Here is a 20,239-nt window from a genome sequence, read left to right as displayed (position 1 = left end):
GCAAAGCGGACAAATAAAAAGCCCCGCACTTCGTGCGAGGCCTTTGTTACCCGACCTGGATTCGAACCAAGACAAGCAGAACCAGAATCTGCGGTACTACCGTTATACTATCGGGCAATTTGGGTAAGAACTGCCTTTTTCAAAAGGCGGGTACAAATTTACTATTTATCTTAATTGCTGCAAAAAAGATCTTTAGGAAGGGGATTATTTAGCAGTTGACTTGCTAAGGTTAGGTTAATAATTTGGGGGAAGGGCAGATGCAGGGGAACGGCTTTCCTGCAAACTGTATTCCTTTTTATTTTAAATTTTACATTTCTCATTCCTCATTCAAAGAAATAGGTGAGCCCTAAAAGACCCACCTATGACCTTGCCATAAGAAATAACACAAAAAAGCTTCAAGATTCAATCCTCAAGCTCCAAGCAATACAGAATACAGCCTAAAGCCAAAGGCCTAAAGCTTAAAGCGAATACAAATACAACTATAAGCAAGCACGGCAACCCGCTTATTCAGTTTTAGGTTTTACCAGCTGAAGTTTTGGCGCAACCACAGCAGACCGCCGCCATTAATCGCGAGTCTCAACCTGGAACCTGGAACCTGGAACCTGGAACCTGGAACCTGGAACCTGGAACCTGGAACCGAAACTCATCAGCCATTCAAACTACCAAAAAGGAAACTAAAAACTATTTATCCCACCAAACCCTATCAGTCAACCTCGCTGTTTGCAACGACTGCGGGTTCGAAGTGATCTCTACCTGCGGGTACAACAACCGGCGGGGAATATCCGAAAGCGCATTAGGTACCCTGGTTAGCTGAGGATAACCAGTGCGGCGCCAGTCGTTAAAATTCTCTATCGATAAAAAGTTGGCGATCTTCTTTTCTTCCATAATTCGCTGCAACGCATTCGCCGCAGTTAGTGTACCCCTGCTGGCCAGGTAATCATTCACATCACTATTGTCCACACCCAATTTGCTCATATGCGATTTGATCGCACTCTGGTAAACAGGCTCCGCTGCTGCATACCCCGATTTTATTAACGTGGCTTCTGCCTTTAAGAATAATGCCTCAGAATAATTAAATACATACAGTGGTGAACCGGTACCTCCATAGGCCGGGCCCACCAAAGAATATATATCAAGACTGCCACTGATATTTACTGAACCTATCGGGCGACCATTGTACAAACCTGTTTCTTTCGCAGTGTCAATTAAATACGGCAGCCGGGGATCATTGCGCATCACCAGCGTATCTACACAGGCAGATGATAGCACCAGCGTTTGTACCGGCAGGGTATTGGTATACCAGGGGCTTTGTTGTCCCGCTCCACCCGGATATTCCAGTTTCACATCGTCACTATTCGCTATCATGCCATTCTGCAAAGCCGTTAATGCCAGTTCTGCCTGTGCTTGTGCCGTATAGCCCGGCGCCTTGGTCAGGTGCATATAATAACGCGCTTTTAATGTATATGCCAGGCGTTTCCATTTATTCATATCACCACCATAGAAATAATCATCATCACCAGGCTTTATAGTAGCATTCTTATTAATGTCGGTAATGCCCTCATCGAGCAATTGCTGTATGGATTTATAAATGGTTTCCTGCGAATCGTATGCAGGTTGCAGAATGTTATTGCCATCAAGTGCCTGGCTATAGGGAATATCGCCCCAATAATCAGTGGCAACACCCAAACAAAAAGCGGTCAATATTTTGGCGATGCCCGAATAATGATAATTGCCATTGCTAGTGGCTTTATCGTTCATGGCCTTCAGGTTGTTGAGGGTGGTGATATAAAAGTTCCGCCAGGGGGCATCAAAGTCAACATTGAAGATCCAATAGGTGCCGTGGTTGGGCACTGGCTGGTTCAGTGCTACATTCTGCATAAAGTGATTCACCAATATCGCCGCCAGGCCATTATCGCCTGCTCCGCCTGCAATTACAGAGGAAATGTTTAGTTCAACAGGCGACAGTATCAACGCCTCCTGCACCGTAAGCGGATCGTTGGGATTATTATTTACATCTATGAACTTTTTACACCCGGTAATTTGAACAATGCAAAGTGCTATAAACAGTATATATAATGATGTGCGCATAATGAGTTGTTTAAATGTTTTGAACAGGTACTTATAAACCAACTTTTAAACTGATATTGAACGAGCGGGCAGTTGGGGTGCTGTAGGAGTATATACCCAATGATCCGTTCGATGAACCAAATGAGTTTGTTTCTGGATCACCACCGGTAAAGTGCGGACTGTGTATCCAAAGATTTCTTCCCGTAACTGTTAATGAAGCAGATTTAAGCGGGGTTTTCTCAATTAGTTTAAAAGGCAGCACATAGCCAATGCTTACATTACGAAGTTTTAGGTAAGTAGCATCCTGTATAACCGACTCCACCACGCCCGACATAGCGCGCCAGTAATCCTGTCCTTTTGCGGCAACCGTATTGACTTTGCCATCAACAGTGCTAATGCCATCCACAACACGTACATCGCGGTCTTCGGTTACTTTAGGTGTGCCATAAAAATAGCCGTATCCGTCAACGTTATTTTCGGTAACACCGCCTTTTCTTACATCAAAAAAGAAACTGAGACTTAAAGGTCCATAACTTAAATTATTGGTTAAACCGGCCAGCCAGTCGGGCGAAATGTTACCCAGTATGCCCTGGGTTTCAGCGGCAAAAGGAAGCCCGGCATCGTTGATCATCAACTTGCCCGTTGCACTGTCGCGGGCAAAGCGGGTACCGAATTTAACACCATAGGGCTGCCCTACAACAGCGTTGGTAAACCCAACGTTAACCATTTTCATGTCTTCGCGCAGCGTGAGTACCTTATTGTTTAGTTTGGTAAAGCTGAATATTACGTCCCAGTTGAATTTACCCGATCTTACCGGAGTGGCGTTCAATAAAATTTCAATACCCCTGGTTTGCATGCGCGCGGTATTAAGGGTGGTTTGATTGTATCCGGTTGATGGAGATATTTGAGCGGGGATCAATCCCTTCGATACCTTTTTGTTGAACCACGATATTTCGGCGCCAATGCGGTTGTTAAATGCCTTCAGTTCAGTACCTATTTCAAATTCGCGCACCAATTCATTCTTCAAATAAGGATTACCCAATACATCACTCAACAGGAAACCGTTTTGTTCTATAAATGGAAAAGAAATGCCGGCAATGGTATTGCTGTTTGTGCCGTTAACGCTTAAGTAAGGGGTGGTTAACGAATAGGTATTTACATTATCATTACCAACGGTTGCGTACGAAACCCGCAACTTACCAAAGTTGAGGACGCTTGACATGTTGGGGTTAAGCAGTTCCGAAAAAACAAAACCGGCTGCAACCGACCCGTACGGGTAAAAGTTATTGTTGGTGGCCAGCACCGAACTGCCATCGTACCTGCCTGTTACCGCCAGGTTAAGAAAGCGGTTGTAGTCGATATTGGCCTGGGCATAAAACCCTGTTTTACGCGAAAGGTAATGTCGCTCACTATAGGTTTGGTTGCTGGCGTTTGCTACATTGTCGTACCCGCCGGTGATAGATAAACCAACTCCGCGGCCCTGCACATATTGCGAATACGATGAAAGTATATTGTTACCTAATAACAATTGTACATTGAATTTATTGAACTGTTTATGTGCGTCGATGATGAGGTCGTGGTTATATTGTCTGAAGGTATTCACCTGGTCAACTACCACGCCATTAAGATTAGCGGCAGAACCGCGGGCTTCGTAGTACTTCACCTGTTCGTTGTACGTATCGAGCCCCATGCGTTCGGTAATGTTTAACCAGTTGAAGGGAGCGTAGGTAAGCGTGATCACTGGTATAAATCTATTTACAGTACCATGGGTATAAATATTGTCAAGCACCCAGTAGGGATTGTTACGTGAGAACCTAAACACCCGTTGCGAACCGTCGGCATTTAAATAAGGATATGGGTTCCACGATACAGGTGCCGAATAAACAGTCCAAATGGGGCTTTCCAGTATATAGCCTTCGGGCATGCGGTTGGTGCGGCTGTTGGCATAATTGAATTGAAAGGTACCCGAGATCTTTTCCGTAAGCTTCGTTGTGAATTTGGTGAACACCGTATGTCTTTTCAAATACGTTGTAGGTACAATGCCTTTTTGATCGAAATAGGAATAAGAAGCAAAATAATTTGATCCGGGGCTGTTTGAGCCGGCAAAGCTGATGGTGCTATTGGAGCTAACACCTGTTTGAAAGAAATCTTTTACCTGGTTACGCTTTTGTACAGGAACGCCATTTACTTTCAGGGTGTCCATTAATGGGCCCCACGAACTGCTGGCCTTATCTTTATCACCATCGTAAAAAACGTTGTCATAAACTATTCCGCCAATTTCTTTTCTATCGCCTTGTGCATACTTGCTTTGTACTTTAGGAAAAATGCCGCTTTCGAACGAAAGGTCTTGTGAGAGTGTAATGCTCGGGCGTTTACTGCCGGCCCCGCTTTTGGTGGTTATCATTACCACACCTCTTGCTCCGTTTGAGCCATATAAAGCGGTAGCAGCGGCACCTTTTAAAACGTTCACACTTTCTATAATGGCGGGGTCTATATCAATGAGGCGGTTACTACCCGGCCCACTGTTTACCGAACCGGTCTCTGAATTGTTGATGGGAATACCATCTACCACTATCAGTGCTTCGTTATTACCAATAATAGAAGTAACACCTCTTATCACAATACGGCTCGATGCACCAGGCGTACCTGAAGAACTGGTGATCTGTACCCCGGCCACTTTACCCGTCATGGCATTAAGAACGTTCGATTCTTTGGCTTTCACTAGTTCATCGGCCTTTATTTCCTGCGAGCTGAAGGTGAGGTTCCTTTTCTCGCGTTTAACTCCCAATGCAGTAACCACCACTTCGCTCAATGCCTTGTTATCGGGCGAAAGGCTAATGGTCACGAAATCTTTTGCACTTGTTTTAACTTCACCTTTGTTGTAACCAATAGCCGTAATTACCAGGGTGGCATTGGCTGGGGCCGTTAATTCGAAGGAACCGTCGTCGCCACTGCTGGTGCCGGTGTTTGTTCCTTTTATCAGAATAGAGGCTTTGGGTAAAGGCAGTCCGCTTTCGTCCTGTACCTTTCCCTTTACCACTTTAGTTTGCGCCCATGCACTGAAATAAAGGAGTATGAACGCGACGATACAAAGCAATTTTGATTGCATGTTATGATGTTTTGGTTATAGGTGTAAAAACTACGGTGAGTGTCTTCGGTTATGCGAACAGTTTGTACATTTATCCGAGTACAGGACCAGGGCAGGCAAATAAATTGGGGAGAAAAAACAGTTCTCTTCCAACCTGTACGAATTTATATGGAGTACAGCTAAATGTGTTAATGGTTCTTGACGACTTGTTTACAGATTTTGATTAAAAATCACAAGCTCCAAGTTCCAAGTTCCAAGGCTTTGTATTTATTTGGATCTTGTGATTTGTGATTTCCTTTTGGAACTTGAGATTTGGAATTTGGAATTTATTAATCATTATTTTAGAGAAAAAGAATGCTACTGCAGATGAACATAAAACTAAAAGTAGATGACGACCTCGTACTGCATTTGTTAGATTATCCTCATGCAGAAACGTTGTACCAGTTGGTGAAAGCCAACCGGCAGCACCTGCGGGAATGGCTTCCCTGGGTTGATCAAATGCGCTCGGTAGATGATTTCAAAAAGTACATCAACAGTTCAAAACAACGCTATGCCAATCATACTGAAATGGGCTATGTAATTATGGCCGATAGCGTAATGGCAGGCAGAATAGGTTTGTACAATATAGATGTATTCAATAAAAACGCTTCAATAGGTTACTGGCTTGGTAAAGAGTGGGAAGGCAAGGGCATTATTACCCGTAGTTGTAAAGCGGTGATCGATGAAGGTTTTAAACGCCTTAAGTTAAACCGTATTGAAATAAGGGCTGCATTGGAGAATTTTAAAAGCCAGGCCATTCCCCAACGCCTGGGTTTTAAACAGGAAGGCATTATTAGGCAGGGTGAATTTGTGAACAATCAGTTTGTTGATCTATATGTTTATTCAATGCTAAAGGAAGAATGGGAAAGCAAACGCTAAACTTCTTTTGCAGTTTTGGTTCGTCTACAATGCGTTGAACATTTATGTATATGCCGGTAAGTAGAACTATGTAATTGTATAATAAACAAATATTTATACACAAACATAGCAGCGATATAAGATACTTATGCATGGGAACGTTTTTCTATTTGTGGGAATGAGATACCCGGTGCCTGATTTGATTAGCGTTGATTGTAAAGTGGTTACATATTGGCACAGTTTCGGGATGTGAAGTTGAAATGTTTCGGTGACTTTTAATATTTTATAGAGAGCCCTATGAACCCGTCTTTTACAACCAATTACCGTGAAATGGCCCCCTGGCTGGAAGCAATACTTAATGATTGCCAGGATGCCGTATTTATAACCGACAGGCATTTTAACCTGATGCATTGGAATGTGTCGGCCGAAGAATTGTGGTTTCGACAATCAAACCGGCCGGCAAAAAAGAATATGATCGACTTTCTCGATCTGTTGTTTCCCGGCCATGCCGAAGTGCATTCTCAATTGCAACGGGCTATAGCCCTGGATGAACCAGTGGAAGATATTTTTGTATCAACGCCCGACAACCGCACCTTCAGGGTTTCGTGTTATACGCATAAATTCCCCGGTACTTCTTACCTGCTCGATGTAGTGATCATCCTGCGCGATCTGCAGGCTACCATCCACCGTAAAAAAGATATAAAGCCAAACGTTTTGTATAAGAACCTGCTCAACTCGCTGGAGGAAGGCGTAATGTTGTTGCAGGGCGATAAAGGCACCATTATTTCTGCCAATAGCAAAGCCTGCGAAATAATAGGATTTACTCATGAACAAATGATTGGGAGGAACCTGCTCGATATAGGCGGTACCGCCTTTAGAGAAGACGGCACCACCATGACGGTACAGGAGTACCCGGCCATGTTAACATTGCATACCGGCGCCGTTATCAGGCAATCGGTATTAGGCTTTATAAATGCCCGGGGTAAACTCACCTGGTTATCGGTAAGTACCTGTATTCTTGAAGATTTTAATAATGCAGTACCCGGATTGATAGCCTGTACTTTTAATGATATCACCGCCTGCCGCGAAGCCGAGTCGCGATTGTCAGAAAGCGAGTATATGTTCAAATCATTTATGAACAATACCCACAGTCCGGCCTGGATCATTGACGAAGATGGTTACATCATTTACATGAATGATCTTTTTAAAGAAGTGTGGAAGCTGAACGACAGTCACCTGTATACCAACATGCGCGACCTGATGCCGCCGAACATGGTTGAACAATATCTGTATAATAACCGTCAGGTTATTGAATTGGGGCAGCCATTGATCACTATTGAGAACAGCCAGCGCCGCGATGGAACACCCGGCGTATACCTGGTGCATAAATTTCTGTTACAAACTTCAACGCCTAAACGGCTTATTGGCGGACAATCCATCGATATTACCGAAGAGAAAAGAGCACAGGAGGAGATAGAAAAAGGGAACGAACGTTTTTATTATACTACCAAGGCCACATCAGATTACATCTGGGACTGGAACATTGAAACGGGTTCTATTTACCGCAGCGAACCCTTTAGCCAGCTCACCGGCTATTTACAGAACGAGAAAGAATCTGATCTGTACTGGCTGCTTGAAAAGATCCATATTGACGACCGCCAGCGGGTGATGCAGCACATAAATGCCTGTTTAATGGCCCGCAACAATTACTGGCACGATGAATACCGCTTCCGTTGTGCCGATGGTAGCTATAAATACTTATCGGATAAAGGCTACATCATTTATAAAGACGGCGTTGCTGTAAGGGCCATCGGAGCCATTCAGGACCTTACCGAAAAAAGAAGACTGGAAGAAGAACTGGCGCAGCAAAAAGAAAAAGAACGCCTGCGCATTAGCCAGGCAATGATCACCGGCCAGGAATATGAACGCAATGAGATCTCGAAAGAATTGCATGATAATGTGAATCAGATCTTGTCATCGGCCATGATCATGTTAACCACCGCCCGCGGTAATACCGACGATCAGGAATTCCTGATTGAAAAAACAACGCAATACATTGACCTTGCCATTCAGGAAATAAGAAAGATCTCCAAGTCGCTGAACTCTTCTATTGTTAAAGAAGTGGGCCTGGTTGATCCCATAGAAGATATTATCAAGAACATGCAGTTGGTACGGCCTGTTACGGTCGACTTTGAATGCGATCCTTCGCTCGAAGATGAGTTACCACACGATGTGCAGTTGATGATCTACCGCATTATACAGGAGCAAACCAATAATATTATGCGGTATGCCGAAGCGGGCTATGTGCGTATTGCCATTGAGAAACTGGACGATCAGCTGACGCTGCTCATACAGGACAATGGTAAAGGCTTTGATGCAAGTAAGCAAACAAAGGGTATTGGGTTGCTAAATATTCTGAACAGGGCCGAAACCCTGGGCGGTACGCTCACCATAAATACCCGTCCCGGCGGAGGCTGCCGCCTGCTGGTACAGATACCGTTGGCATGACGAAAATCAGGTGGAATGTGCGGGCAAAGGGTTTAATTTGTTGCTAATTGATTAGCACAATCAGAAAGCCCGGTAGTATGATGCATTCGTTAAAAAAAATTGATGAGCAGGCATTGGTGTCTGAAATCCTGATGGAAGATTACCGTACTGCCGATGTATTTAAGAAATATAATATTGATTATTGTTGCGGGGCCCGCTGGCCTTTGCAAACTGCCTGCGAAATTCGTGGGCTCGATACGGCAGTGGTAAAACAAGAGCTGGAAGATGTTGTTCGCACCGTTCAGGTTTCTACTGCTTTGCCATTTGAGCAATGGCCGCTCGATTTTGTGGCCGATTATATAGTGCACGTTCATCATGCCTATTTACGTCAGAACTTACCGGCGTTGGGAACGCACCTGGCGCATTTCATTGCCGAGCACCAGAAAAAATTCCCCTGGCTCAATGAGTTGGAGCAACATTTTAAACGGCTGCATGCCCAAATGTTGTTGCTGATGATACAGGAAGAAGAAAGCATTTTTCCCTATATAAAACAAATGAACCGGGCATATACTTCAAACGATGCCCTGGCGGGGTTGTATACCCGCACTTTACGCAAACCGGTTGAAAAAGTAATAGAGCAGGAATATGGTTTGGTAATGGACGTATTGAAAAGTATGCGCCAGCTTACTGATAATTATACCCTGCCTGCCAATGCCTGCCGCAGTCATTATGTTGTGTTTATGAAACTGCGCGAGTTGGATAATGACCTGGTGCAACATCTGTTTCTTGAGAAGAGTATTTTGTTGCCGAGGGTGCTGTCTATAGAAAATGAGTTAAGAAAAATGTGATAATGACGGCGGCCATTATCACATTATCTCATTAGCTAATTATGGTATAGGTTCTGTAGCTCCATCAACCATCCACGGTAAATTGAATTTATGAAACTCAATTGAGCGATGGCTGTTACCGCTGTCGCCGGTATTCTCATTTATTTCAATAAGGGCGCCAATGGTATAGTCGGCTGTTTTAACCATGCTTGAATAACCGCCTTTCCCCTGGCTAAATGCTTCTGCATCGGTTAACCAGTCAAAGATCTTACGGCTAATAGGCCAGGTTACCCCGCCATCATAGCTTATGCGTACACGCATTTTACAACGGGTTTCTGTGCTGGCCGAGTTTAGGACCATTATACGGTCGGGCGAACCGGTGTACCTTACTATTGAACCCTGGCAGGCTGGGTCGAGCAATACATCGTCTGGAGCAAATGTGCTAAAGGTGCCGGTAAGGGAGCCGCGTGAAACCCAGCGACGTTTAGCTGTTTCCCATACGGTGCTGGTTGCACGATCGTTGCGCATAAGGCGGCCATCGTTCAGTTCAACAATAGCACCTTCGCTGGTACCGCCGGGTATCAGCTTATACTGCCAGGTAGCGCCATGGTCGGTGCTGTAAATGTTTCTGCCAATAGCGGGAATTACCAGAGTGCCATTGCTGGTTTGAATACCAACGCCGGGGCCCATAGCATCCCATTTGTAATTTGCTGGTAGCAATGTATTGGTCATATCGGATGGGGTAGAAAAGGAGAGGCCATCATCATCGCTATAAGAATAATAAACCTTTCTATCGCCCCAGGTATCTATTTTGTCATAGCCGTCTGTACCACCCTGGTTCTTGGTGGCGGAATTCCAGCTCATGAAAACCCAAATTCGGCCGGTATTGCGATCAACCACCGACGTTGGGTTGCCCCAGGTGCCCTGGCCTGCGCCTACTACTTCCAGCATCGACGACCAGGTGGCGCCATTATCTGTGCTGCGTTTATATTCAACATTGATATTGCCATAGTCCTTGTTGGCGCTCATACGGCCTTCAACAAATGCAAGTAAGGTGTTGGCATTGGTACGAACAATGGAAGGGATGCGGAATGAATGATAACCATCTGAGCCGCCATCGAAGATCTTTACATAGGTGTGGGTTTGTGTAGCCTCTGTTTCTGCCTTTCGTTCTTCATCGGTTGCGGCAGGTTGGTCGGCAACGCCCTTTTTACAGGCAGCGGCTGTTAGAATAACCAGTGCGGTGAGCGTGAACAGGTAAGGCAATCGTTTGGAGCCTCCTGTGTTTGGGATGTTTGTTTGTTTCATTTGTTAGGTTTTAATGTTAATGAAGCATAAGTGCCCGGCGTTCCCGGTGAACACACCGGGCACATGTAAATGAACATGTCTTCCTGTTGAAACAAACCGGTTATAAGAGCACTGGTGAATCCCTTTTTAGCGGTTGTATTTCTAATTGAAGAGTTTTAATAATTACCAGGTTGGTTTACGCACCTGTCCGTAACCACCACCTTTCGGCCTGTCTTCAAAATGAAGGTGTGGGCCAGTAACATTTCCGGTAGCGCCTACTTCGCCCAACTTTTGACCGGCCACTACTTTAGCGCCGGTGCTTACTGAACGAACGGAAAGATGGCAATACACGTAGTCGCGGCCATTGGTAGCGCGCAGTCCGATCCAGGTGCCATATGCGCCGCCGTTATTGTTCGACCACGCAATGGTGCCATCGAGTACAGCTACTACTTTACTACCCTTTGGCGAAGCGTAATCATCACCGGTATGGTAGCCCGCGGCATAGCGTGGGTCCTTTATACCATACTTATAACTGACGCCATAGCCTGGTACAGGCGATGCTACCCGGGCAGCAACTGCTTCTTCCTGTACTGGTACTGGGGTTTGTGCAATTTCTTCATCCTGCGCTTCGGTAGCAGGCTTCTCATTCTTGTTGCACGATAAGAACACGGTGACTAAAATGAGCACCGCAAACGACATGTTTCTTTTCATAGATGTTTGTTTAAAACCGTGTCACGGTTCGGGACCGTGGCACGGTTAGTTATCAATGTTTATTTAACTATAAATACTTTTTTACTGATTGCTTTACCCGAAGCGCCTAACCGCACGGTAACATTATACACGCCCGCCTTCAGGCCGCTTGTACTTATCGAAAGCCGGTTCATGCCTTGTTGTAATACCACATTGCGTTGTTGCGCCTGTTGGCCAAAGTTGTCGGTGACAACAATGCTGGCCGGTTGCGAGGCATCGGTAAGCGTATATTCAACTGTGATAGTACTACCCGTGGCCGGGTTGGGTGCTACCTTTAATGTGCGGTCATTGGTGATCTTACTATCACTGGTGCTGTTGTTAGCTAGTGTTGTTGTTTGAATGGCAGCTCCATCTGGATTGTAATAGTGGTCCAGTATCCAGGTATAGGTTTGATCGGTTCCCCAAAAGCTGCTGCCCCATTGGCACATACCGCGGCCTGCGCCGCTCTTTGTTCTGCCAACACAACGGGCATCGGCAAAACAGGCATAGTCGGTGCCAGTGCCGCTGAAGCCATCGCCACAACCTGCATTGTTCGATTCGGCACAGTATTCTGCTTTATAAATAGCGCCATTCTTAATGAGCACAATACCCGCAGTTGCAATAGCGGCATTCTTTACACTGGTAGCCCGGTCGGTTTGCCAGGTTTGGTGGCAGGCTGCTGCCGATAGATCGTAATTGACGGCAACCGGGTTCTGCACAAACCAGGCGCCGCGGCTGCGATAAGCAACGGTGCCAGCTTGCAGGGAGGCGGCATTCCAGCTGCTTACCCATTCATCGTCTACACCGGTTTGTACGTATGATTCCAGGGTCATTACCTGCACTCTCGGACTACTACATGCGGTACAGGCGCAACTGGTAGCTACGCGAATAACTGTTGGCACCGCCAGCGCAGCCAGCGTGGTGGCTTCCTGCCTTGCAGTAGTATGAGCAGGGTGGGCCGCAAATTCTAATTGCTCTGCAATGGTTTTATCAAACAAACCATGGCGGCGAACAATGAGTTCCTCTTTATTACGTATTGGCGATGCAGTGGAGGTGAGCGCTATCTGCATTTCATAGGTATCGGGTATTACATACAGGTTTTGTATGCTGTTGGTGAGGTAACCCTCTTTAACCGATTGTATTGAAATGCTGGCTGGTATTTTACCAGGTGTTATTGCGCCGGCAGGGAGCGTTAAGGAAAAGTAACCGCTTGCATTTGTAGTAGCGGTAACGTTGCCTGCCGTTATTTGAACGCCACCCAGTGCTTTATTCAAATCAGCATCGCGTACATAACCGGTGAGCACCATATTTCTGCCTGCATTGGTAAGCAGGGGAGACGTGGCTGCCCGTGCGCCGGCTGCATCGAGGTTGATATCGGCATATACACTATCATCGGGGCCGCCGGTAAAGGAAGTGCTCAGGCTGGTATAACCGCTTTTTGAGAAGGCGAAGGTATACTTGCCACTATTTAACCCATATACTAGTTGGCCGCTTGCATTGGTGGTAGCGCTTGCCGTAGTGCCATCGGGTTTGGTAATGCTTACGGCTGCGCTGGCAATGGCAAGCCCGGTGCTTTGGTCTTTAACGGCAAACGACATAACCGTCAATGCCGGTGTAGGCGGCAATTGAATATATACGCTGCCGGGGTTGTAATAATGGTTCAGGATCCAGGTATATGTTTTATCACTTGCCCAGCGGCTGCTGCCCCATTGGCACATACCGCGGCCATGGCCGTTCTTTGCATAACCGGCGCAACGGCTATCAGAGATACAGGGCCAGCCCGAAGTTGTTCCTGTGCCGCTATAACCATTGCCGCAACCTGAATTGTTGTTCTCGGCAGAATATTCTGCCCTGAAAATAGCGCCGCTTTTTGTTAACACAATGCCGGCGGTAGCCTTGGCGGCATTAACGCTGGCGGTGTAGGTATCGGCCTCCCAGGCCTGGTTACAGGTGGTGGCGGCAATATCGTAACTGCCGGCAACCGGATGTAATACATACCAGGCGCCATAGGTGCGATAGGCAACCGCCCCCGCTTGTAACGAAGCCGCACCCCAGCTGGCTATCCATTCATCATCGAGGCCGCTTTGCGTATAGGCTTCCAGGCTCATTACATGCACCACACTACAGCTGGTGCAGGAACAACTGGTGCCAACCCTAATGCTGGTGGGCACAGTTGCCGCAAGCACTGCTTCCACGCGGGCTTGCGATGCTGTTGGCGCATAACGTTGCTGCTCATCGGCAGCTGTTCTGTCGAACAGGCCATGCACCTGTTTTTCTTTTGTATTGCTTTGTACGCGGGCTGCGCCAGATGACGACAGTGCAACCTTCATCTTGTACGAATCAGGTATGAGGTATACGTTCTCAAGCGTGTAAGATGCATACCCGTTTCTGGTAAATGTGATATTGGTTGTGGCCGGCGCAACTCCTTCGAAAATAGCCGGAGCCGCAGCCGAAATTTCCATTTCGAAATAGCCTTCGCTGTTAGTAACTGCAGACGTAGCTCCACAGCTTACCTGCACACCGCCGAGTGGGCTATTCGCCGCCTCATCTCTTACATACCCGCTTACCACTGCCTGGTTGGGGTTAGTGCGTATTTTAGGTACTGATTGCACACGGACATTGTTATCTGCCGGTTCAAGGTCAATACGTGCCTCGATGTTTGTTTCGGTCCCCGATGAAAAATATGTGGACAGTGCTTTGTAACCGTTGGCAGCTATGGTGAAATCATACTTTCCATTTACAGCGGTAAAGGTTACTTTACCATTGGCAGCAGCTGTTAAGCTACTGCCTGCCCCATTAGGTGCGGTTACCTGCACTACAGCGCCCGGCACCGCAAACCCGGTGTTCTGGTCTTTAACTACAAAAGTTATATTGGTTGATTGTGCTCTTATTGATGAAACTATCAGCAGCGAAAGCACTGCTATTATTACAGTTCTTATCATAGCATAATTTTTATAGGATTGTTTATTTTACTATCAACAATTTCTTACTAACCGCTTTGCCCGAAGTAGCTAATCGAACTGTTACATTATATATACCGGCCTTCAATCCGCTGGTATTTAAAGAAAGGCGGTTGAGCCCTTGTTGCAATACCACATTGCGTTGCTGAGCAGCTTTGCCATAGTTATCGCTGATAGTAATGCTGGCCGGTTGCGATGCATCGGTAAGCGAATACTCTATAGTGATAGTACTGCCGGTTGCAGGGTTGGGCGCAACTCTTAACGGGCCATCACCTTCAATACGACTGTCGCTGCTGGTAATAGTGGTGGTGGTTGGTATGGCTGCGCCATCGGGATTGTAATAATGGTCCAGTATCCAGGTATAGGTTTGATCGGTGCCCCAAAAGCTGCTGCCCCATTGGCACATACCGCGGCCTGCGCCACTCTTGGTTCTGCCAACACAACGGGCATCGGCAATACAGGGATAGTCGGTACCTGTTCCGCTGTAGCCATCGCCACAACCTGAGTTGTTCGATTCAGCGCAATACTCAGCTTTATAAATAGCATTGTCCTTAATAAGCACAACACCGGCGGTTGCAATAGCGGCATTCTTTACGCTGGTAGCCCGGTCGGTTTGCCAGGTTTGGTGACAAGCAGCTGCTGAAAGATCGTAGTTGTCGTTCACCGGGTTCTGCACAAACCAGGCGCCCCGGCTGCGGTAAGCAACCGCGCCTGCCTGTAGTGAAGCGGCATTCCAACTGCTTACCCACTCGTCATCCAAACCGGTTTGTACGTATGATTCCAGGCTCATTACTTCAACTACCGGATCGGCGCAGGTGGTGCATGCGCAACTGGTGGCAACTCTTATAACGGCAGGTACTGCAAGTGCGGCCAGCGTAGTTGCTGTTGCTTCCTCGCGGGCTGTTGTAAGAACAGGTTGTGGGCGACTGAATTCCAATTGTTCGGCAATGGTCTTATCGAATAATCCATGGCGGCGAACGATCAGTTCTCCCTTATTCCCCTGTACTGTTATACCGCGCGGTAGCGAAGCTCCGGAAGTAAGTGCGATCTGCATTTCATACGTATCGGGTATGGTATACAGATTTTGTATGCTATTGGTGATATATCCCGCTTTGGTAGATTGTACAGAAATGGTAGCCGGTGTTTTACCAGGCTGAACAGTTGCGGCAGGAACCGAGAGCGAGAAAAATCCTCTTGCATCTGTAATGGCGGTATAACTTCCGGCTTGTATCTGAACACCGCTCAGTGCGCCGTTCAATTCTGCATCGCGTACATAACCGGTGAGCACCATGTTATTTCCTGTAGAAACCAGGGACGAACTATTGGTAGCCATTCTGGCTGAGCCGGTAGCGTTGAGATTAATATTTGCCGTGATCTTATCTTCTGCTGTACTGCCGGTAAAAAATGTACTTAACGCAGTGTAACCACTTTTTGTAAATGCAAAAGTATATTTACCGGCGTTCAGGCCGTACGTTAATTTACCGCTGGCATCAGTAGTTGCTGTTGCGGTGGTGCCATCGGGTTTGGTAACTTTAACCGCTGCACTGGCAATGGCCAGGCCGGTATTTTGGTCTTTTACGGCAAAAGAAACAGTTGTAATAAATGAAGGTGGATTTAGGAGATCATAATATTTTGCATAATTCCAGTTTATTCCCGGGTCAGTATGCTTATCATCGGTGTTTTGTGTAAAATGATGATGCCCCTTAATACGCACGGTTATAGGCAGCGGATCATAACCCGAAGTAGAGGCGCCGCGATAGGCTTTGGTAGGATCGATGTTATTGTCTCTGCAAATGTCACGCACCAGCGCAGCCGAACTATTGTACATGGCGTTGGTATACCACGAGGCGTCATTTACGAAACCTTCGTGCTCGATCCCTATTGTATAGTAATTATGGTCGGCTACATGCCAGGCCCTGTCTTTCTCCAGCACCATTTGTGTGATCTGTCCGTCGGATGAACGCACTACATAGTGTGCCGACACCTTTGCGGCCGGGTTGTTGAACCATGAAATACAACTTGAATAAGTTCCCTGAACGGTATGTATAGCTACATTCGTGATGGTATTTCCTCCGCGGCCTACGCCATAATTGCTTGTGTTAGCCTGGTCCCACAGGGCCGGTGGATAGTCTGTACTTTGTACGGCCATCTCATCATTGGTGCTCTCGGTTCTGGCATTACCGGTTGAACCGCCTGTATTGTTGCCTGTTGAATTCACCGGCAAAACAGCGCCATTGGCTTTTATTCTATCCTGCAGGTAATCTACCTGTACGCCTGGTGCGCTCAGGGTGCGCAGCGTTTGCGGCGCATAGATCTTTTCGAGCTGAATACTGCGGGCCGATTGTGACAACCGGGAAGAACGAAAACCCTTCTTCAGGTTATCGTAAATGTCATAAGTGTATAACGAATGCGCATATCTATTAACAGCGCTGCCATCCTCGGGAATGTTCGATAGCTTTTCCAGTACTTTCGAAAACGCTTCCGATGAGGTGTTGGCGGGCACATTTTGCCGATGCGCTTCCTGGCTTATAAATTTAGCCACCGCCAATATTTGCAGGCGCACATCTTTCTTGTATTGCTCTGTTGTAATACTGCTGAGCTCACAAACAGTTTTCAGGTTGTTTTTAAAATAATCCCGGCCATTTTCTACAAGGCCGAAAATGCCATAGTGTTGCGGCATGGACTCATTGTCGCCGTCACCCTTATGTTCATCGGCCAGATTGTTCATGTGCGAAGCCGAATAGGCTGCTGCTTCCAGTAATCCCTTTGGGATATTGGGATACAAACGATAGGCTTCGTTAAAATAAGGCTGGTAATTGTCTGTCTGCCGGGCAGTGACGTTTACACTAAACAAAAGGATAAAGAATAAACCAGTTAGTAGTCGTCGTTTACTCATCGTGTTTGATTTTTTAATGGTTACCGAATAAGTATTTAATGCAAATGGATTCCCGGTGCCTGCAGAAACAAAGTTTCCGGCAGGCAAAAAGGTTTAGGGTACAGTAAACTGGGTTTACTGAGTGCAGTAAAGGGACAGGCTATACGCTGGTGATAGGGAAATAGGTACAGATTAAGGCCAGAGGCCACTAAAAAGCAGCCCCGAACTAATGGGGGATTTACACCGTAATAGTTATGCTACGTATGCCAGTTAAGGAGTAGCTGTTGTTTCTTTACTGGTGAGGGAAATAAATAACTGACGAAACAACTACCCATGCCGGCGGTTCGGCAGGTATTGCTCTCATATGGCAAAACGAATGGTGTACAGGTTAAATTCATATGGATAAGGTTGTTTTTAGAATTAGGATACAAGAATATATGTGCTACATAATTATGCCAATTTTTTGAATTGGCAATACCTGTCATGAAAATATTATGAACATTTATGGCGCATGTTCTTTTTTGGTAACGTAGTTGTACACATGTAGTTGTGTAACCAATTCTGTTCTAGTTCATCGTATATCGCTATAGTATGTATGTGATGTATGTTTTAATTGGTTTACCACTCACTTATGCTTCCGGTTTAGTCGTTTTTAGCTACAAACTGCACCAGCACAAAAACGCAGTAAGTATAATTGATATAGATCAAGCTGCGTTTAAACGACAAAGCTTATACGATATTACATGATGATCATCAGTTATGTGAATAAGCAATAGTACCTATCGTTTAACGGTGATACTTATCAATAGTTAAATACACTCATTTTTTCTTTAATAGAACAGGGTGATTTTGTTGTTTAAATAGATATAATATTTATAACGCAAAATTCCCCACGTATGATTTTATCCAACGTCCTGAAGAATCGGAAAGATTATTACTGGCCGCTTTTATGGGTACCGGTATGCTGGCAAACGCCCAGCTGAAGGTTGGTGATAACCCCACCAACATTTGCCAACATTGAAATAAATAATGCCACTGGGGTAGAAATTGATGGCAGCTCAACCAAAATTCGAAACAACTTACATTTCGCTAATGGTCTTGTTTATTTACTGAACAATACTTTAGTGATAGGGGATGGAAGCCCGGGTACCATAACCGGCTACGACTCCGTTCGCTATATTGTAACAGGAAGTGCAGGGACCGGTTTACTGGTTAGGGAAAATGTTCGCAACAGCGATAGCTGGGTCATCTTTCCTATAGGCAGCGATGTAAATGCTTATACACCTGTATCTATGCGAAGCCATGCTTCGCAAGGCGACGATCTGCATGCCCGCGTTTTTGATGGGGTAAGAAAAGACCTTTTTACCGGCGACGACCTGCGCAACAATGAAGTGAACAGGACCTGGGAAATTGGCAAACGAAACAGACCGAATGCTGATGATATAGAAGTATCGATACAGCACCTTACTGCCGATGAGGGCCATGAGTTTGCCGCCAATCGCAGGTACTCTTATATTTCACAATATACTGCTGCCGGCTGGGATACATCTTATCCGCAAATAGCACCGGCTAATGGTTACCTAACCTCCGGAGCTCCCTATGCCAACAGCGCTGTAAATACCCGTTCGTTGAAAAACAAACTGGGCACTACATCTTACTTTACCAAATTCACCGGCAAAGGCGATACTTCGCTTCAGGTTACCAAAGTATGGCTAAGTGCATACCGAAAGATGCTAATACGGTGAACGTATACTGGACCACCAACCCCGAGGTTAATATCAGGTACTTCGTTGTAGAGCGCAGGTTTAGTAATGAAGCCAATTTCATTGGCCGCGACTCTATGGGGTCAAGGGCGTTTAATGGATACAGTAATACCTTCCTTAAATATATTAATGACGATGCCAACAACTATACAGGGATCAGCTATTACCGTTTAAAGCTGGTTGATTACAGTGGCGGTATATCTTATACTAAGGTTGTACCTGTAGGCGGAAAGCCTGGTGGTTATCAGTTGTTGGTATGGCCAAACCCAACCGCCCGAGATTTTTATGTAGGTGTCAATGGTGCAATAGATGTTAAGTATGTGGTTATATGGAATGTGCTTGGTCAAATGGTCCATCGCGAGCTGGTCAATGAGCGTGGCGTAATACCAAGTCACATAAACCTGCCGGGTACTTACTTTGTTGGGTTTATTTCAGAAGGCGGGCAGTTGCTGCAAACGAAGAAGTTGCTGGTGACGGGAGATTAGTTCATAGCTGTAAGCGTAACACTTTGCCCAAAGTGTCACACTTGCCCGAAAAAGTGCAACACTCATGCCCCTGGGTGCTACACTTGCCCGAGAAAGTGCAACACATACACCCCAACGTGTTACACTTTACTACAAAAGTGCGACACTCATGCCCCAGAGTGCTGCACTTGCCCACGCAAGTGTAACACTTTCACTCCTAAGTGTAGCACTTGCCCACCAAAGTGTAATACTTTAACCCGAATGTGTTATAGATACTGGTATAAGTGCTGCAGCAGACAGTCTAAGTGTTGCATCTGCTTATCTAAGTGTCACCTCTCGTTGGTTCGCTTCGGAACATTGAATTTAGAGACCTTTCAAAAAAAAATGCAAAAAATACAAAATAGATTTGGTGGGGAACCAAATCCGCTTACCTTTGCACCCCCTTACGAAAGGGCGGTGATAAAGAGGAAAGTGAGAGATGATAAAACGATGACAATCACTGCAAATTGCTCTTAGAAAGAAGAAAAGAAGAAAGAGAAAAAGTGAAAAAGATTTGGTGAAATGACAGAAACTCTTACCTTTGCACCCCCAACGAAAACGGGGCACGAAGAAAGAGAGCAGAGAGGAAGCAAGAGCAAAAATAACAAAGCAGATAGCAAGTACGTGAAGAGAGAATAGAGGTAAGGAAAACTTAATATAATTAAAGATCTTTGAAAGTTTGGAAGCAACAGCACTTGAAATACTTTCAAGTAAATCAAGGTAAGATTTAGCGACTCGAAAAAATTAACAGATTCA

The 20,239-nt window shown here is 45.8% G+C and carries 11 protein-coding genes; 5 read left to right on the top strand and 6 right to left on the bottom strand.

Features of this window, described 5'->3' with window-relative positions; all coding sequences use genetic code 11:
• Positions 1 to 681: 681 nt before the first annotated feature.
• Together GGD38_RS35420 and GGD38_RS35415 are read right to left on the bottom strand one after the other, a co-directional pair.
• On the bottom strand, positions 682 to 2,088 hold the full coding sequence (locus GGD38_RS35420; protein WP_375303560.1) for a SusD/RagB family nutrient-binding outer membrane lipoprotein: 1,407 nt from the start codon (positions 2,086 to 2,088) through the stop codon (positions 682 to 684).
• Between the two features lie 31 nt (positions 2,089 to 2,119).
• The gene (locus GGD38_RS35415; RefSeq protein ID WP_375303559.1) at positions 2,120 to 5,176 is read right to left on the bottom strand and encodes a SusC/RagA family TonB-linked outer membrane protein; all 3,057 of its coding nucleotides are present in this window, start codon (positions 5,174 to 5,176) and stop codon (positions 2,120 to 2,122) included.
• Between the two features lie 345 nt (positions 5,177 to 5,521).
• Between GGD38_RS35415 and GGD38_RS35410 the strand changes: the two genes are divergently transcribed.
• The 3 genes from GGD38_RS35410 (at position 5,522) to GGD38_RS35400 (ending at position 9,387) form a co-directional block, all read left to right on the top strand.
• Positions 5,522 to 6,073, top strand: a complete 552-nt coding sequence (locus GGD38_RS35410; RefSeq protein ID WP_375303558.1) for a GNAT family N-acetyltransferase — start codon at positions 5,522 to 5,524, stop codon at positions 6,071 to 6,073.
• Positions 6,074 to 6,349: 276 nt separating this feature from the next.
• Positions 6,350 to 8,560 carry a PAS domain S-box protein gene (locus GGD38_RS35405; RefSeq protein ID WP_375303557.1) on the top strand — a complete coding sequence of 737 codons (2,211 nt, stop codon included), beginning with the start codon at positions 6,350 to 6,352 and terminating at the stop codon, positions 8,558 to 8,560.
• Between the two features lie 77 nt (positions 8,561 to 8,637).
• The gene (locus tag GGD38_RS35400; protein WP_375303556.1) at positions 8,638 to 9,387 is read left to right on the top strand and encodes a DUF542 domain-containing protein; all 750 of its coding nucleotides are present in this window, start codon (positions 8,638 to 8,640) and stop codon (positions 9,385 to 9,387) included.
• A 39-nt stretch (positions 9,388 to 9,426) separates the two neighbouring features.
• On the opposite strand, the gene GGD38_RS35395 is transcribed toward GGD38_RS35400, so the two are convergent.
• The 4 genes from GGD38_RS35395 to GGD38_RS35380 all read right to left on the bottom strand — a co-directional run bounded on the left by GGD38_RS35395 (position 9,427) and on the right by GGD38_RS35380 (position 17,238).
• A complete protein-coding gene (locus GGD38_RS35395; RefSeq protein WP_375303555.1) occupies positions 9,427 to 10,674 on the bottom strand; it encodes an exo-alpha-sialidase in 1,248 nt (415 codons plus the stop codon).
• 162 nt (positions 10,675 to 10,836) lie between these two features.
• Positions 10,837 to 11,364: a M23 family metallopeptidase gene (locus GGD38_RS35390; protein ID WP_375303554.1), complete on the bottom strand. Its 528-nt coding sequence runs from the start codon at positions 11,362 to 11,364 to the stop codon at positions 10,837 to 10,839.
• A 59-nt stretch (positions 11,365 to 11,423) separates the two neighbouring features.
• Entirely contained in the window at positions 11,424 to 14,324 is a 2,901-nt protein-coding gene (locus tag GGD38_RS35385; protein WP_375303553.1) for a carboxypeptidase regulatory-like domain-containing protein, read from the bottom strand.
• 22 nt (positions 14,325 to 14,346) lie between these two features.
• A complete protein-coding gene (locus GGD38_RS35380) occupies positions 14,347 to 17,238 on the bottom strand; it encodes an N-acetylmuramoyl-L-alanine amidase (RefSeq protein ID WP_375303552.1) in 2,892 nt (963 codons plus the stop codon).
• Positions 17,239 to 18,206: 968 nt separating this feature from the next.
• Between GGD38_RS35380 and GGD38_RS35375 the strand changes: the two genes are divergently transcribed.
• Positions 18,207 to 18,962 carry a hypothetical protein gene (locus tag GGD38_RS35375; RefSeq protein WP_375303551.1) on the top strand — a complete coding sequence of 252 codons (756 nt, stop codon included), beginning with the start codon at positions 18,207 to 18,209 and terminating at the stop codon, positions 18,960 to 18,962.
• Entirely contained in the window at positions 18,926 to 19,465 is a 540-nt protein-coding gene (locus GGD38_RS35370; protein ID WP_375303550.1) for a T9SS type A sorting domain-containing protein, read from the top strand. Before GGD38_RS35375 ends, GGD38_RS35370 begins: the two co-directional genes overlap by 37 nt.
• Positions 19,466 to 20,239 lie beyond the last annotated feature (774 nt).

The organism is Niastella sp. OAS944, from assembly GCA_024809215.1.
GTDB lineage: Bacteria > Bacteroidota > Bacteroidia > Chitinophagales > Chitinophagaceae > Niastella.
Note: the sequence above shows the minus strand (reverse complement) of the source record. Positions and strands in the feature narration are given on the sequence as shown.